Source organism: Parasutterella muris, from assembly GCF_009767915.1.
Taxonomy (GTDB): Bacteria; Pseudomonadota; Gammaproteobacteria; order Burkholderiales; family Burkholderiaceae_F; genus Parasutterella; species Parasutterella muris.
On record NZ_WSRP01000016.1, the window covers coordinates 1 to 17552 of the forward strand.

Sequence of the window (17552 nt, forward strand, 5' to 3'; positions counted from 1 at the left end):
CACTCTCTTGGTGTTTGACGGAGTATTTCTACTCCTTCATCCAATAAGTGCGAGCTAAAAATTGCTTCGCGAATTCAGTCCTCTAAACCCGCTTAAATCTTCAGCGCCCGCTCTTATCGGTCGTCGATAAATTTTTAAAGAACTTTCTTGATTTCTCAAGCGCAGAATTGCTATTTTACAGAACTGAAAATTCTTGTCAACTGAAACAGGAAAATTCAATGTAAAAATTTGTTTCTGCATCTCGAACAGCGTCGCGCGCTGCTCAATGAGTGATGAATTCTACATAGTTTTTCGAAATTGTCCAATCGAAGGTTGGTAACCTTTCGTTAAACGTCAACGCTTTTGGGCTTTTTTGTTAACGGGATGGATAATTCACTGTAATATTCGTAGAGACTTTAAATTGGTGCCTTTTTTACATAGTTATATGGCTGTACACAATTCCCGTTGGTTTTTTCTGGCAATTGCCTGCCTAATTAATCTTTTCTCCGGATCGTTATTTACCTGGAGCGTATTTGCCGGTCCGAAGGCTGTTCAGTTGTCAGCACTTACGGGGGCAGATTTAACAGCGGTTGATTTAGCCATTACATTTGCTGTCTGCAATCTTATGGGGCCTATCCCTATGATCTTGAGCGGTTTTGTAAACGACAGAGTCGGACCGGCTTGGCTGTTAATCGGAGGAGGCTTAGTTGTCGGAGCATCTTTGTATGCTGCGGGAGTTTCAGCATCCATAACTTCCCTTGTTTTGTCTTATGGAGTCTTTTTCGGCATCGGTATGGGCGTTGTTTATGGCTCATTAATTAATACCAGCGTTAAGCTTTTTCCTGAAAGACGGGCGTTTGCAGCCGGGGCAGTTACTGCAGCTTATGGTTTTTGTTCCGTCATACTTCCACATATTGCATACCGAATGATTGAGTCTTCAGGAGTGGAGCTGGCATTCAAATATTTAGGTTTTGCTACCGGAGGTTTAATCGTTTTCGGCGGCGTGTGCAGTCTATTTTTACTGAAAGGGAAGTTCAGTAAACAAGAAATTCGGAAGGAGGAGCGCAATAGCATCTCAGAGATGAACTACAGGAAAATGGTCGTTACGCCGCGTTTCTGGCTAATGTTTGTTTTCCTCTTTTCAGGCGCGTTTTCCGGAATCACACTGATTTCACACGCTTCTTTAATTGCATCTAAACAGTTTGGATTTACCGCTGCGGCAGCTGCGACGGCAGTTTCATATATTGCTTTAGTCAATACTTCCAGTAGGCTTGTTATTGGTTATGTTGCCGACAAATTCGGTTATCTTAAAACTCTGACATTGGCCTGCGTAGTTGCGATTTTAGGAATGCTGTTATTTATTGTCGGCTCCAAAGGAGATAATGTGTTTTTCTTTATTGGAGCGACAACTGCGGCTTTAGCTTACGGTTCCTTCATGGCTGTTTATCCGGCCTATACTGCGCGCAATTTCGGATCACTTCATAACAGCGTCAACTACAGCATCATGTTTTGCGGTTTTGCTGCCGCAGGGTTTATTGGACCTATGGTTATGAAGCAGCTGACAATCGGAGATGACTTTCGCCTTGTTTATTTCGCTGCGATTGCTGCCTTAGTTATCGGTTTGCTTTCAGCTGTCGGTTTGTATCGTTTAGATAAACGAACACAGCGTGAACATGTTCACAATGGAGTTCAGAACTGAGTAAAAACTCTATTAAAAGAAAATGTGAACATGTTCACAGCTAGAGCAGAGAATCAAATACCGCAGTTGTGTGAACATGTTCACAATTGTTTTGATCTGTTGGAAGCCGGTCGTGCGAAAGCCTTAAGCTCCGGCGGCGCCCCACACGTCTCCCCAGGATCCAGTTAAGGCTCCCTTTGCATAATCGACGACACGGTTTTCGAAGAAGTTCGTATGTGTAACACCCAACATGGAGTCAACCCATGGAAGAGGATTGTCTGAAACATCGAAAATCGCTTTCATGCCCATCGCGGTAAGCCGACGATCACAAATCCAGCGTATGTAATTTTTAACCTCTTGCGCAGATAAATTCTGTTTGCTCATGTCATTTACGCCGAATGCCAAATCAATGAAAGCGTCCTCAAGTTCGACCATCTTCTCAGCAATGTCGTAAATCCTGCCTTTTAAACTGTCTGTCCAAAGAGAGGGATTCTCGACGATATATTCTCTGAAGAGTCGAATCATGCTTTCGGTATGCAGGGTTTCGTCATTGATGGACCAGGCGATAATTTGTCCCATTCCTTTCATTGTCCCGTTGCGCGTAAAGTTCAGCAGCATGACAAAGCTGGAGAAAAGCTGCATACCTTCGGTAAAGGCAGAGAAAGCCGCCATTTTTACAGCAATATTCTCTTCTTTGTTGTCCGCGAGGCCATGGAAGAAATCATGTTTTTCAGCCATCGCTTCATACTGAAGGAATTCGTTATAAACGGTCTCCGGCATCCCGATTGTTTCAATCAGATGAGAGTAGGCGGCAATGTGAACAGCTTCGCGCGCAGCAAAGCTGGAAAGCATCATCCTAATTTCAGGAGTCGGAAAAAAGGGAAGGTAGGTGTTCACATAGGCAGAGCTAACGTCGATGTCGCCTTGTGTGAAGAAGCGAAATACCTTCGTGAGAAAGTCACGTTCCCCGTCGGTAAGAACCATCTTCCAATCCTTTATGTCTTCAATCATGGGGACTTCAGTCCAGAGCCAATGCATCTGCTCGCTTTCCATAAAGGCGTCATAGGCCCAGGGATATGAGAACGGTTTGTAATAGTTTCTGCTTTTTACCAAACTGGATTTCATTACTTTTATCCTTCACATGCAAGACAAGTTGAGTTGTCTAAGACTTCACGCATATTGATTTGATCTTCAATACGCTTGCGTTCAATTTTTTCTCCGAGCTTATCGGCTTTTCTTAATTTATCGCTACGGCAGTAATAGAGACTTTTGAGTCCGGACTTCCATGCAAGGAAGTGGCAGGCATGGAGATAGGCAATAGAGACATCGGCCGGGAAAAAGAGATTGAGCGACTGCCCCTGATCGATAAATTCCTGACGATCGGCGGCTAAGTCGATAAGCCATCTCTGATCAATTTCCTGAGCGGTTTTAAAGACGTCGCGAATCTCCTGAGGAAGGGCAGTTAAGTGCTGGACTGAGCCGTCATTTGCTGTGATGCTGGACCATACTTCTTCTGTGTCTAAGCCATACTGCTGAAGAACAGGGACAAGCAGTCTGTTGCGAATAATATGGGCTCCGGAAAGCGTGTCCTGACGATAAAGGTTCGCTCGTATCGGTTCAATGGAAGGCGAAGTTGCACGCATGATTAAACTTGACGAAGCATTCGGTGCAATAGCATTCCAATGAGAGAATCTTCTAAAGACGCCCGCATCCTTTGCGTCAGGACAAGGGCCGCGTTTTTCACAAAGGATTTCATCTCCGCGCGCGCATTGTTCTTTAATGTGCGAGAAGATGCGGTAGTTAACCGATTTGGCGATAACAGATTCGAGCGGAATGAGCTTAGACTGCAGATAAGCGTGGAAACCGAGTGCTCCGATTCCAATGGAGCGTTCGCGGATAGCCGAGTATCTGGCTCTTTCTACTGAATCAGGCGCATTATCAATGAAATACTGAAGCACATTGTCGAGCATTTCCATAACATCCGGAATGAACTGTTCGTCGTTTTTCCAGGCGTCGAAATGCTCCAAATTCAGAGACGAGAGGCAGCAGACGGCTGTACGTTTTTCGTTCGTCGGCAAAAAGATTTCTGTGCAGAGATTGGAGCCGTGAATTTGCAGTCCCTTGTCGCTTAACCAATGAGGAAGAGCTCGATTTGCCGCATCAATAAAAACGATGTAGGGCTCACCGGTCTGCATACGCATTTCAAGAAGCCGCTGCCAAAGGTCTCGGGCGGAGACAACTTCCACAACACGATTGCTGTTGGGGTCTCGAAGCTCCCAGGAATCATCAGCATTCGCGTCTGTCATGCTCTTCTCAATTAATCGCATGAACTTATCGCTGACATTAACACCATGGTGCAGATTAAGGGTTCTTAAATTCTGGTCGCCGGTCGGTTTTCTCATTTCAAGAAACTGAACGATATCCGGATGATCAATGTCTAAAAATGCAGCATAGGAGCCGCGGCGAGTTCGTCCCTGACGATACGCGAGACAGGCGGCGTCATAAATTTTCAGGTGAGGCATGACACCGACGGATTTGTCATCAGCGGAACGAATATCCACATGAATACCGACTCCGCCGCCAAGCATGGAGAGCCAGTTGACTTCTGAAAGCGTATTAACAAGTCCTTCGGCGGTGTCCTGCATATACACTTCGAAGCAGCTGATGGGAAGTCCTTTCTTGCTGCGTCCGAAAGAAAGGATAGGAGTCGAGAAGGAAAGCCAATGCTTAGAGGCGTAGTCATATAAGCGCTGAGCGTGTGCAGGGTTGCTGCCAAATGCTTCAGAAACATAGGCGAAGCGCTCCTGAGGACTTTTCTCCTCGTCACGCATGTAGCTTTCTCTCAAACGCTTAAACGAGACGTCATTGATTAATTCATCCTGGCTGTAATCAATTTTAATTCCCATAAACCTAACCCATTGAATAACTGAATATTTATTGTTTTTCTAAACAAAATGACATTCCATTCTAATTAATGAACGGAAGAAAGTATTCGTTAGATCCGGTTTTATATGTAAGAAAAAGAACAGACAGATTTTTGAATCTGTCTGTTCTTAGGTGCAGCAATGTCTATTACAGGTGCATCAAAGCATCGCAACTACTGCGGAGAGAAGAGGGTAAGCCGATGGCTGAGGATGCGCTGTCAATATCTTTATATTGTTCGCAGAAACCTTGCCAGCGTCTGAAGGTTGCGGCGTCAGTTGAGAAGGTTTCTGTTTCAGCATCAAAAATAAAGTTGCTTGCATCAGCACTGTGAGAGATCAGTGATTCTGCATATTCCAAACGGTCCTGCCAGTCGATAAAACTAAGCTGACGAACTTCACCGGTTTCTGTAATCATTACAAACATTTTGAATCTCCTGTTGATTGTTTTATCTTGACTACGCGTTAATAATGACATTAATTTCTAAAATAATTTAAAAAAACAAATAATATTTGCAATAAACTAAGGATAATACTGATAATTAAATAATGAAATACTGCGTTGTAGAAAAAATGTTTCACAGTGCGAAAACCAAAATGCATTGATAATTTGGCTGTTGTTCTCAAACAACAAAGGCGGATCAATTCGCTGTACCAGGGGCTGTGTGAAGAAAAAAAGGCCGAAGCAAAAAGCTTCGGCCAAAAATTTGCTAGAAAAGTCTATTTAAATTGAAACTAGACAAGGAAGCGCATGATCAGCATGCCAAGGCAAGCCATCAGGACGCTGTTGACCATAAGAACGGGCCAGTATTTTTTGGGCACATCGGCAACACCAAGCAGGCGGCCCATATACTGAATCTGTGAAGCCATAAGAAGGAGGGCGGGGGCCATGATCGTAATATCATGTCCATTCAGAGTACCGCTCGCGATAAGGCTGGCAGCAACACCTACACCAGCACCGCAGGAAAGCCATGTGGCACACAGAACGGTAATTGCTTGACCCGGGAGGTCAAAAATTGCCATTACAGGGCCGCAGACTTTACCGAGAAAAGCCATTACGCCAAACAGTTCAAGGATGTAAGCCAGGACGAAAGCCATAAGGACGTTCGGCATCAGGTTGTTGATGGCGACATTAAAGCCCTTGCGAAGACCGATAATGAAGATATCAAACGGATTTTTTGTTGTAACAGTTGTGTTGGATGTATTACTCATTTTTGAAATCCTCCTTATAAACGGTGCTGAGAACGAAGCGGATTAAAGCGCCGCCGACAAATTTGAGGCAGAACATGACGGCCAGCGGGATCCACACCGGCACCAGGAAAGAGGCAAACAGAGCGGATGCGATGGAGAAGTAGTTATTGACCAAGCCAGCGCCGGCATACTGCCAAGCGGCGATGACTACCAGGTTTTTCTTAGTGATCGAGCCGGAATCGACAAGACCTTTTGTAAGCGCAGCACCCGCATCGGTACTCTGGAGGTCGGTGATCAAAGCCAGACCGGTGATACCGGGGACACCAAGGATCGGCTTCAGAAGCGGAGTCATCAGCTTCTGAGCAGCACGCAGAGCGCCGTAATGAGAGAGAACTTCAAGAAGACCAAGCGCAAGCATCACGCCCGGGACGAGAGAAAGAGCGAAGAGGAAGCCAGCGCGAGCGCTGACGCCGGCTTTACCGACGAATGTGCCGCCTCCTGTGACGGAGCCGAACTTACCAATCAAAGTAGTGAAGTCGAACGCGCCAAGCCATTTATAGGCTTCGGGCATTTTGTAAAAAACACCGGAGAAGAAGCAAATAGCGAAAAACAACGAAATGTATGCGCCGATGCCTACTTTCTCCTCCATCTGAGCCTGCTGCTCAGATGCAGAGGTTGCAGTTAGGGTTTGAGATGACATGGTTTCTCCTTTTCTAAAAATGAATCCACGGGGAAAGTATAGGAAACAAAAAGTAACGAAAACAGAAAGTATGAGATGATTTTTGTCAGTAATTACACTTAGTAGTCAGGAAGAATATTTAAATATTTACCAAAACTAAATTTCGAAACTCAAATACCTTAAGAACGTGAAATTTATTTTTTTCGTTTTTTTTGAGAAACGCTAAATTCGTTTGGATGCTTTGCGGCTGTAGGCATTTCAATTGATTTTTCCGGTATTGACAGATGAAGAATTCTCTTGTTCGAATTGTCAAATTCTCTTCTTCTATTCGGTAAGATTTGATTGAGTACATATTTGTCATTTATTTGTTCTTGATCTATCTGAAGGAAAAGAAAATGAAACTATCTCTTATCGCCGCAGGCTTGCTTGCGGCAGTCAGCGGAAGCGCTCTTGCTGCATCCAACGTTACCCTGTACGGTGTTATTGACGCCGGCGTTACAGTCAGCAAACAGCACGGCGGTTCTACTTTGGTGAATATGTCCAACGGCAACTGGCTTGGCAACCGTTGGGGCATCAAGGGTGAAGAAGAGCTCGGCGGCGGTAATAACGTATTTTTCAAACTCGAACAGGGTTTTGAGCTGAGCTCCGGCAAGGAAGCTTCTGAGGGCAAAGCCTTCAATCGTGAAGCAGCTCTCGGTTTGAACGGTTCTTGGGGTACATTTGCAATGGGTCGTTTTGGTGGGCTTTCGTCTGACAGCGGCTCCTACAGTATCTTAGGAGGCACACCCTATACGACTTCTTTTTATACCGTCGGCAACATGTACAGCGCCTTCTATCTGACAGACCGCTATGACAATTCTGTGGTTTATCAGACTCCGGAATTCAGCGGCCTGCAGGGGCATTTGATGTACTCCAATGGAAGAAAAGGTGATACCAATAAGTGGTCTCACAACGCGCACTACTATGGTTTAGGTCTGACCTATAACAAAGGACCTCTGAGTGTTGACGCAATCTATGAAGTTCTGGATTATGACGGGGAAGCAAACAAAGGCAAAGCTACTCAGCTGATTAACTTAGGCGCTTCTTACGATTTTGGAGCCTTTAAGCTCTACGGTGCATATGAATATGCAATGCATGCTCCGCTCCAGGACGGAGTTGGCTCTGAAGACTACGGCCTTGCAAATTATGACCAAGGCAAACGCAACAACTATCACGCTTTTGCTGTGTCTGCTTCCACAGAAGCTTTAGGCGGTGAAATTATGCTGCAGAGTCAGTTCGCTTTTGGGAAAAACAAGGGTGAATTAGACGTCGGGCAGGAAAAGAAATTCAATACATGGAGTGTGGGTGCAGCGTACTTCTATCACTTCAGCAAACGTACCCTCATGTACACTCAGGCAGGTATCGGCAGTGCCGGGAAAGCACTTAAAGCAGCAGACCAGCTTCGCGGATGGAATGCGACAATCGGTATGACACATGAGTTCTAATCTTATGTAGGTACGAAAAAAGCCCGCGCACTGCGCGGGCTTTTTAATTAGGCTAGCAACCTGATAAAGAAGTTAGGATTCATAACCGACAGATGCAGTGTCTCCTTTGCGTTTCTGACCGTCTTTGACCTCGATAACATTCTTACCGGAGGCAATTTCTTCATCTGCCCAATATCCCCAATGATATACAGCATCGGCTTCATTAACGCGACCGTTACCAAACATGAGGTTCGCTGTACCCCTGTACGGTTCGAAGATACCGCCGCCGAGATAGATGTGACCAAGACCGAACACGATAATTATGAGGAACGAAATATCATGGATCAGTTTGGCGACAAGCAGCGTTGCAGGAGCAAAGCGAACAGTCCACTCTCCGTTAGGCAGAAGACCTGTGTTTAGCCATAGGACGATGCCGGAGAGTGCGGCGAATACACCGGCGAACAGCAGCACACCGTCAGCAACACGCTGCATGGACTTCACTTCACGCTGAGGCGGCATATGGATTTTGCCGGGCGCAAAGAGATAAGGCATGAACAGTTTCGCAAATGTCCAGTCATCTTTGTCCCATTTTCCGAAGATATTATTCTTAAAGAGGTGAACAAAGCCTTTCGGAGAGATCAGAACCGCCAGAAGCGGGATTACGATGAACGGGATCGCAATGATGCGGTGAGCCCAGCGCATCGCGATGGAGAATTCGCTTCCAACTGCGTTGTTCCAGCTGTTAATGAACACGAATAAACCGGTAATTGCCAGCAAGATGCAGCAGATAGCCGCGGTTCCGTGAGTGATACGAGCCAGAATAGAGTGGCGCTTAATATATTTAGTGATCATAGTTCAACCTCATTTTCCGGCGTTGTCAGCTTTATCCTGCTCAGCATCTTCTTTCAAACGCTCCTTAACCAATTTTGCGCCTTCTTTACGCTGAGCTTCTGTCCAATGGACTTTAGCTTCTTCAACTGTCCGGTTCTTACGGCGATAGCCGAGAGCCGCGACGAAGGAAACAGCCAAGCCGGCGACAGTTGCAGCGGCAGCAAGGCCGGCAGCAGGCTGGGCAAGCTTGCTCAGAGATACCAGTGCGGACGGTTCGACGCCCTTCTTGAGGCCCTGAGCTTCGGCGCCGTATTTGCAGACCTGCAGAATATGCAGGCCGCCGCATTCGTTTTCACCGTAAAGCTCAGCTTTATCGTAGCCTCTGGCCTTAAGAAATTCCACGCGTTTTTTGCCGAGTGCAATCATTTCTTCGCGAGGTCCGAAATGAAGTGCGCCGGGCTGGCAGGTCTTCACACAGGCGGGAAGCATGCCGTTTTCGAGTCGATCCCAGCACATTGTGCATTTATCGATCTTCTGATCCGGACCGTAGTATTTAGGCACATCGAACGGGCAAGCCATTTCGCAATAGTGGCAGCCGATACATTTTTCTTCCTGAACAGAAACGACACCGTTGTCCTGATAGCTGAGCGCGCCGGTCGGGCAGACAGAGACGCAGCCTGCGTTGGAGCAATGGAAGCAGGATCTGCGGCCGAATGCCCATTCGATGGGACGCTCAAGGGTGTCGGTTTTCTTTTCCGAGAATGTCATGACGAGTCGGTTGCTGCCGTTAAGGTCCACCGGATTCTGATAGCTTCCGGAGAACGGGAAGGCGTTCATACCGAGATCGGTATACAGGACATTCCATTGTTTGCAGGCGACCTGACAGCCCTTACATGCAGTGCATTTGGAGGCGTCGTAGAGCATCGCCATTTCTTGATTGGTATAGATTGACATCTGCTATTCCTCCTTACTTGGCCTTTTCAACATTCACCAGGAACGCTTTGAACTCAGGGATGTAAGAGTTCGGATCGCCGACGTTTGGCGAGAGGTCGTTCATCGTATCGCCTGTCGCATAAGCCGAAGCCCAGCTCCAGTGGTGGATCAGACCGATTGTGTGTGTCTTCTGACCGTTGATGTTCAGAGGCTGATAGCGCACTGTCACCATGGCGAAGGCTTCAATAGAGCCGCGGTTATTCCAAACACGGATCACATCACCGTTCTTAATGCCTTTTTCTTTGGCAAGCTCTTCGGAGATTTCCACGAAAGGTCTCGGCATGATTTCAACAAGCCAAGGAATGTTACGGGTCTGAGTACCGGACTGCCAGTGTTCTGTGACCGAGTAAGAAGTCGCAACGATAGGATATTCCTTGCTGCTGCCTCTCTTAACAGATTCCTTCCACTGAGCGAACTGTACCATCGGGCTGTCCTGACGGCCGTTCATGATGTTCTTAGTGGGGGACTCATACGGTTCATAGTGTTCAGGCAGAGGACCGTCCTTCATCGGATAGCTGAAGAGACGAGCTTCCTGTTCCCAGGTCATGAAGAAGGCCTGATTATTCGGAGGAACCGGAACAACCTTTCCGTCTTTAACCGTGGTTTCAACGAAGTCACCGACGTCGTTGTTGATCCAGCGGCTGCCGTTCCATTCAACCAGCATCTTCTTCGGATTCCAGGGTTTTCCCTGGACGTCTGCTGAAGCTCGGTTGTACAGAATACGTCTGTTGGCAGGCCAAGCAAACGAGAAGTCTGAGTACAGACCAAGACCGGAAGGATCGTAGAGCGAGCGGCGAGCAGTCGGCTGAGTCATCGGATCCCACTTGGTGGCTTCATTGTTGTAGTAGCCGCCGTAGATCCAGAGACCGCAAGCGGTAGAGCCGTCAGCCTTGAGGTTTGCGTAGCTCTTAAGAAGCTTGCCTGTCTTAGCGTCATAACCGTTCATTGCGTGCGCAACAGCCTTGACATCAAGCTGGCCCTGAGGATTACGGTAGTACCAGTTAACCTTGGTCACCTGATCCGGATTGACACCACCTTCAGTGCGGTACAGCTGCTGGATACGGTTGAAGAGGCGAGTCATGATTTCAAAGTCGCTCTTAGCCTGTCCGAGCGGCTCAACCGCTTTCTGTCTCCACTGAATCCATCTGCCGGAGTTGGCAATGGAGCCTTCTTTTTCGTAGATCAAGGCTGCAGGCAGCATGTAGACGGTGGTATTGATCTTTGTCGGATCCATACCGGGGGCTTTCCAGAAGCTGGCGGTTTCTGTTTCGAACCAATCAGCTACGAGCATCCAATCGAGGTTGGACATCACTTCGCGGCAATACTTAGTGTTCGGTTCAGAATGGGCCGGGTTCATACCCCAAACCAGATAACCCTTGATCTGCTTATCCTGCATGTAGTGGAAAGTCGGGATCGTGGAGTCATTGTGTTTGAGAGAGCGCTTCGGGAGCAGATCGTAGCAGTAGTTGTTTTCCGCAGTCGCATTGTCACCGTACCATTCTTTCAGCATGGATACCATGAACTTTGGTTTGTTCATGTAGTAGCCGGCGCTGTAAGTTTCCTTAGAGAGGTAAGCGCCAAGTGTCGGATGATTTTGCTGGATCGGCCATGCCAGATAGCCAGGGGCGAAGTCCATTGTGGCGCCGACGTCTGTGGAGCCTTGAACATTCGGCTCACCGCGGAGCGCATTGATACCGCCGCCAGCAACACCGACGTTGCCAAGAAGTAACTGGATGATACACATTGCGCGGCAGTTCTGGCTTCCGTAGGTATGCTGTGTCTGGCCGAGCGCATAAAGGATTGTGCCACTCTTTTCAGGAGCGCCGGAAGCGGCGTAGGTCTTGTAAACGACCTCAAGCAGTTTCTTATCAATACCGGTGACTTCGCTGACCTTGTCTAATGTGTAGCGGTTGTAGTGTTTGGCGAGCAGATTCAGCACGCAGTGCGGATCTTTAAGACTCGGGTCTTTCTTCGGGACTTTAAGTGCAGGCGGATTGAATTGTGGTACACCAGGGTCATTCACCCAAGCGCCCGGCTGACCCGGTTCTGTTGACCACGGAACAACTTCTTCAGTCTGGTACATCCAAGAGTTGTTCTTGTATTGCTGATCTTTTTCATCCCAGCCTGTGAAGAGGCCGTCAGCGACGCTGAAGCCGTACTCCGGGCTGATCAGATATGTAGCGTTGGTATAGTTTTCAACATATTCTTTCTGATAAAGCTTGTTGGCAAGGATGTAGCGAATAAAGCCGCCGAAGAAGGCGATATCTGTACCTGGTCTGATCGGGGCGTAGATATCGGCCTGTGATGCAGTACGAGTAAAGCGGGGGTCAACTACAATCCATTTTGCACCGCGGTCAACCGCACGATGTACCCAGCGCGAAGACAGCGGGTGATTTTCTACATTATTGGAGCCGATTGTCAAAACAACGTCTGCGTTCTGGAAATCGCACCAATGACTAGTCATAGAGCCACGACCAAATGAAGGAGCGAGTCCGGAAACAGTCGAAGAGTGGCAGACACGTGTTTGATTATCGATCTGAACAATACCGAGTGAGCGGGCAAATTTTTGAACAAGCCAAGCTTCTTCTGTGTTGAGCTGGGCGGCTCCATAGCTTGCGATACCTTCACAACGGTTAACAATGACTCCGTCTTCCGTAGAAGTGTAACTTTCATCACGCGTTTTTTTGATCTTTCTAGCTAATTCATCGATTGCTTGGGACCAAGAGATCGGTTCCCATTCTGTTTTACCAGGGCGGCGAACCAGCGGCTGAGTCAAACGATGCGGATGTGAGATGAGACGTCTATCTTTAGTGACAATGTCTCTTAAGCCGGTCAGAGCTGCGCCTTTGGGGCAAAGGCCTCCGATATTGCAGGGGTTGTCAGGATCACCTTCGATATTGATCAACTGACCGTTTCTTACTGAGCAGATTGTGCCGCAACCGCCAGAGCAGTAGCAGCAAATATTTAAATACTCTTTGGTGTCATGCAGTTTCCACTTGCCAACAGCCCCTGGGAGGAAGCGGTCGGCGGACATGACATTAAATGCGGAGGCGGAGCCGGCGAGGCCGACAGCCGCCTTCATAAAATTTCGTCGAGATGTTTGCATAAGATTTCCTGTAGCGACGATTAATGGCTTAACTAATGGGGTGGGCCATATACATACATTGACTTCAATCAATCCGATCGATAATCTAAGCTATTGTGCAAAGAAAAACAATCGTTTGTAAGTATTAATGTTTGAAGTAAAACCAATTAAGATTGAATTAATTGTAGATATAACAGTGTAATCAATTGAATTTGAATAATAAATCAATTGGTAATATTATGTAATCTAAGCAGATCGGAGGAACGTATTAATCCGTCTATATTCGTTATAATTAATTTATACTTAGATTTTTTTACAAAATAAATCAGTCTAAATGAGCTTATTTAATAACGGATTATTAGGTTTGGTAAATATTTATTAACGGCAATATTAATATTTCAATCGAAATTTAAATAATATTTTCCGAATTATAAAAAATATTAATGGATAACGACGATGTAATCGCCTATTTTGAGAATACTATAGGGTAAAAATATATAATAATGTGTCTTTATTATTTTAATATGCTAAATAAAAAACATTTATGGCATGAAGTAAGTTTATAAGTTTAGAGTTCGCTGATCTGTTGTTGTATTTTTATGGACTTTCAGTAAAAGGATTTTCCTCCTGTGAAGAAGATACTGGTATTGAAGCCCATTGCTGAGTTACCTGAGAAAGATTCTGAGTGATTGAAACGAGGGAGACAATCAGAGCTCGAATGTCGTAATTGTTTTGCGCGACCATACGATTAAAGTCAGCAGTTGTATCAGAGAGCTGTTTGACAAGAGACTGACTTTGCCGGTTTCCGGTTGCTTCACTGATTTCTTTTGCCGCCGAGGACAGATGAGTAAGAAGCGAATTGATTTTTTTTACGTCGACTTCGTCAAGGGTTTCGGAACTTGTTTTTATCCAGTCTTCTGCTGAATTAAGCAGCGTTTTGATGCTTTCCGGGCTTACGCCTTCGACAATTTCATTGAGCCGTACCAAGGAGAGGCGCAGATCAGCTAAGCCGTTTCTGCTGGTGCCAATATTCATGTCCTTTTTGACTGACTGCAGGGTTGAGAAAAACTGTTCGAGGTTATCAAGAATTTCGTTTGTAAGACTGATAGCTGACGGTATATATAAGTGAGCAGGCTTCCATGGGAATTCTGTTACTTCGGGCGGATAAAGTCTCGGGTCCTGATATCCGGCAGAAAGAAAGAGAGTCCCGGTGATTCCGGAGAGCTGTGTCTGGATGCGTAAGCCGTCCTCGATCATTTTTGGGAGCTGTTCTGCTAACTTGTTTTTATCCAGGTAGACGGTCATTCGGACCACCGCGACAGAATTTTTATCAGAAAAAAGGTTGATGTGGTTCTGAGGGTAAGCAGAACTTGAGAGGAGGATCTCGTCGACCTCTCCGATCTTTACACCCTGAAAAGAGACAGCCGAACCGACGGAAAGACCGTTAATGGATTCCTTGAAGTACGTTTCGACAGTGGTTTTCGGTCGGAAAAAGTTAGGAGTAAAGACCGTACACAGCATGATGATGAGTACGGCGATAAGAAGGATTACCGCACTTCCAACCCAGAAATGTCTTTGCGCCTTAGTCATATGATCCTACCGAGTATTTTTCCTTGAATTATATGAAAAACACGCAGAGGACTTCTTTGTGCCGACCTGAATTACGCACTGACAAGAAGGTCCGGATCACTTAAAAGAAGGATTCAGCGCTGTTAATTCCTCTAAATGAGACTATCCAAATTTCGACAACCCCTCTATGTTCTTATATTTTAATCTTGACTTGTGCTTGGGGTAATTTGGTATTTAATTAGGGCATTAAAGAGATGGCATGATATTTTTAGTGTCTTTAAAAAAATATTCCGAGGGTTAAAAATTTTAATTATGTCAGGGGATGACTTTTGTAACCCGTTGTCTGCAAAAGAAAAAGGTATGAGAATCAAAGTGAACTTATATATTAGGAGGATTCAAATGAGAATTCGAAAGGTTCCGCTCATCCTTTTGTTGACGATTGGAGCCGCTACCTCTGCTTTTGGCGGTCAATTTGACTCGATGTATGCAGTCCAATCTCGGCTAAGTTCTACGGACTTGCTGCAAGTTTGGAAGGATAAATTTCCGGGGCTGTATGAGAAGATTATTGATGCATCCAATCAGGCCCATGATACGGGGAACTACTATTTGACCGGAATTCAGACTCCTGTTGCCTGGAGTGTGACAGCTTCTAATGATGTTGTTGTGAACTCTATTAATGCAGGCTACTTTGTCAATCTTAGAGGTCCGGACTATCAACCTCTGTTTCCCGGACTAACGGCAAGCAATCAGGGAGTCACGGTTGACGCCGGCAATGATTTGATTGTGATGCCTAATGCGACTTCTGTGGGCGGCTTCGGTTATGGGATTTCTGCGGATTCGGGTACGGAGGTTAATGTAACCGCCGGCAATCGAATTATTTTGATGACAGCGGCAGACAAAGGCAATTATGTTCATTTTGACGGAACCTCGATTTTTTCCGGGGAAAGTGCCAAAGTCAATTTGAACGCCTCAGAGATTTATATCTATGGCTCGGTGATCCAGAACCCTTACAGTCTGGTTGATTTGTCAGCGACTAAGGGCGTATATTTAGTCACCCCCACCAATGGCGAGGTGTTGGGAGATGAGACGGTGAACCTCATGCTGGCAGATATGGAGATTGATGCTCCGACGGTTCTTTTGGAAAGAACCGTTAGTTTAGGAATGCTCCTTTTTGGAAGTAACCATCCAAGTAATCTGTTCATTGGCATGGATAATTCAGAAGGGATAGAAACCCAAGACGTATATTTCAGCAAAAACGTCACCGTTGAAACTCAGAGCAAGCTAAGGGTTAATGCCTCGAGCTCGGTTATTTTTGCGAAGAAGCTGTCGCTATTGACGAGTGGGGACGCTGTTATTATATCTAAGCAGATCGGTATTAATAATTTGTTTCTTGGCAATATCGGCGCAACCGGAACATTCAATGTTATAGGCGACGGTTCAATGTTTGTGAAAGAAACGGCAAGCGTCGGTTCAAACTCCAAGCTGAATGTCAACTTAGGAGAGGGGGCCGGGCTTTCCGCCTCATTTAATACGAATGACAAAGGATCGACCGTTATCAATTTAGAGAAAGGCGCCTATTGGTATTCTCCGCGGAGCAGCACAATCAGCCAGCTTTCACTTCAGTCGGGAAGTTTTGTTGATCTTGGTCCAATGAACGAGCAGATGACGATTACAACAAAGCGACTAACTGGTGATCAAGGCATTTTCCGGCTGGTGAGCGGCTCAAGAGGCAGTATTCATATTACAGAAAGCAGTGAAGGGAACCATCAGGTACTGCTTGCCTCCAGCGGTAAATCGATTCAGGATACTGGCTACATGTATCACATTGTGGCGGCCGACTCGTCGCCATCAGGGCAGGACAATGCTACCTTAAGCCTGGCCAATAAAGGGGTTGTTGATATCGGACCTTATGAATATAAGTTTGGCCTTAAACAATATGGAGACAAGAGTACACGAGACTGGGTCATCACTTCTCAGGTTTCTGAGCGTCCGGAGCCGGATTTGCCCGCAATGCCGGACAGCCCGAATCTTCCGACGCCAGGCGTGCCGGGGGAATCCGGTTCAACGTCTAATAATCCCGCGCTGATTCCAAAGCCGGACTTAAAGCCGCTGCCGTTTGATCCGAGCAATCCGCCTATTGTTCCGTCTGAAGAGGTGAAACCTATCGGCTTGTCCGCGAGCGCTAAAATGGTACTAGCGGGAGTAAATTCCGGAGCTCAGGTGATTCAATATCTGGGTTCGCTCGATGACATGAGAGCGAGAATGGGCGAAGTCCGCGACGGAGCGGATGCCGGTCCCTATGTGCTGTACAGATACGACAGAAGCCGGCTGAATTCATATCCCAGCATCAGCAGCAGAGTGAGGTTCAGTACTTATTCTTTAGGTCTTGACAGTAAAGTGACGCCGAACTGGATTGTTGGCGGCTCCGTTGTATTTACGGACGGGGACATTAAGCTTTCGGACGGATTCGGCAGCAAGACCGATTCGAATTCTGCCGGTATCAAGCTATACAGTACCTGGTATAACACTGCAGGAACATACGCTGATACAGTCCTGACATTTAACCATTATTCGACTCGCATACATGCGGAGATGCGTGACGAGCTTTCGTCGCATGCGAATTACAGCAATATCGGGATTGGTCTTTCGCAGGAGGTCGGTCACAGATTTATTTTCCCGACCTCATCGGAGACACACGAATGGTTTGTTGAGCCTCAAGCTCAGCTTTCTTATTACTTCATGGATGGGAAGCGTTTTGCCATGAGCAACGGGATGAGCGTGAAATTACGCAGCAACAACAGTCTTAACGGTCGTTTAGGTGTTGTGGCAGGGCAGAAGTTCAGCGGAAAGGAAGGCAAGAGCGCCGGTCAGCTTTATGTCAGAGCCGGTGTGGATCATGAGTTCCTCGGCAAAACCAAGATGGATATGAATGAGTTCTCCTTTGAGGATCGTTCCATTGGAACCCGTGTTTATTACGGTCTTGGCGGAGAAGCTGTAGTTAACAAGTCGTTTAAGGTATTCGGGCAGGTTAACCGCGAACACGGAAGCCGTATGAAGACGGATTTTCAGTTTAAAGCCGGCTTGAAATACATTTTCTAGACATTTTGATTCTGTATAGCCAGTTCGGTGCGAAGGAGTGCCGGCTGGCTATAATTTTTTGGAA

12 protein-coding genes are annotated in these 17552 nt (G+C 46.5%); 3 read left to right on the top strand and 9 right to left on the bottom strand.

Going from position 1 to position 17552, the window contains the following annotated elements; translation table 11 throughout:
- The first annotated feature begins 403 nt into the window (after positions 1-403).
- Positions 404-1678 (top strand): MFS transporter, encoded by a 1275-nt coding sequence (locus E5987_RS06175; RefSeq protein ID WP_251569661.1) that lies wholly within the window; start codon positions 404-406, stop codon positions 1676-1678.
- 123 nt (positions 1679-1801) lie between these two features.
- On the opposite strand, the gene E5987_RS06180 is transcribed toward E5987_RS06175, so the two are convergent.
- The 5 genes from E5987_RS06180 to E5987_RS06200 form a co-directional block, all read right to left on the bottom strand.
- Positions 1802-2782 (bottom strand): ribonucleotide-diphosphate reductase subunit beta, encoded by a 981-nt coding sequence (locus E5987_RS06180; RefSeq protein ID WP_160335228.1) that lies wholly within the window; start codon positions 2780-2782, stop codon positions 1802-1804.
- Positions 2783-2787: 5 nt separating this feature from the next.
- Positions 2788-4563, bottom strand: a complete 1776-nt coding sequence (locus E5987_RS06185; RefSeq protein ID WP_160335229.1) for a ribonucleoside-diphosphate reductase subunit alpha — start codon at positions 4561-4563, stop codon at positions 2788-2790.
- Positions 4564-4729: 166 nt separating this feature from the next.
- The gene (locus E5987_RS06190; protein ID WP_237178750.1) at positions 4730-4996 is read right to left on the bottom strand and encodes a hypothetical protein; all 267 of its coding nucleotides are present in this window, start codon (positions 4994-4996) and stop codon (positions 4730-4732) included.
- 317 nt (positions 4997-5313) lie between these two features.
- Positions 5314-5790, bottom strand: coding sequence for a YjiG family protein (locus tag E5987_RS06195; RefSeq protein ID WP_160335231.1), 477 nt, complete (start codon positions 5788-5790; stop codon positions 5314-5316).
- Positions 5783-6469: a nucleoside recognition domain-containing protein gene (locus tag E5987_RS06200; RefSeq protein ID WP_160335232.1), complete on the bottom strand. Its 687-nt coding sequence runs from the start codon at positions 6467-6469 to the stop codon at positions 5783-5785. The genes E5987_RS06195 and E5987_RS06200 overlap by 8 nt, the downstream gene beginning before the upstream one ends.
- Positions 6470-6843: 374 nt before the next feature.
- Here E5987_RS06200 and E5987_RS06205 point away from each other — a divergent pair, with 374 nt between their 5' ends.
- On the top strand, positions 6844-7932 hold the full coding sequence (locus tag E5987_RS06205) for a porin (RefSeq protein ID WP_160335233.1): 1089 nt from the start codon (positions 6844-6846) through the stop codon (positions 7930-7932).
- 72 nt (positions 7933-8004) lie between these two features.
- Here the strand turns inward: E5987_RS06205 and E5987_RS06210 are convergent, their stop codons facing one another.
- From E5987_RS06210 to E5987_RS06225, 4 genes are all read right to left on the bottom strand, one after another.
- Complete coding sequence (locus E5987_RS06210; protein WP_160335234.1) at positions 8005-8763, bottom strand: cytochrome b/b6 domain-containing protein; 759 nt, start codon at positions 8761-8763, stop codon at positions 8005-8007.
- A 9-nt stretch (positions 8764-8772) separates the two neighbouring features.
- Positions 8773-9696, bottom strand: a complete 924-nt coding sequence (locus E5987_RS06215; RefSeq protein ID WP_160335235.1) for a 4Fe-4S dicluster domain-containing protein — start codon at positions 9694-9696, stop codon at positions 8773-8775.
- Positions 9697-9709: 13 nt separating this feature from the next.
- A complete protein-coding gene (locus E5987_RS06220; RefSeq protein ID WP_160335236.1) occupies positions 9710-12841 on the bottom strand; it encodes a molybdopterin-dependent oxidoreductase in 3132 nt (1043 codons plus the stop codon).
- Positions 12842-13417: 576 nt separating this feature from the next.
- Entirely contained in the window at positions 13418-14410 is a 993-nt protein-coding gene (locus E5987_RS06225) for an MlaD family protein (RefSeq protein ID WP_160335237.1), read from the bottom strand.
- Between the two features lie 378 nt (positions 14411-14788).
- Here E5987_RS06225 and E5987_RS06230 point away from each other — a divergent pair, with 378 nt between their 5' ends.
- Positions 14789-17488 carry an autotransporter outer membrane beta-barrel domain-containing protein gene (locus tag E5987_RS06230; RefSeq protein WP_160335238.1) on the top strand — a complete coding sequence of 900 codons (2700 nt, stop codon included), beginning with the start codon at positions 14789-14791 and terminating at the stop codon, positions 17486-17488.
- Positions 17489-17552: the final 64 nt, after the last annotated feature.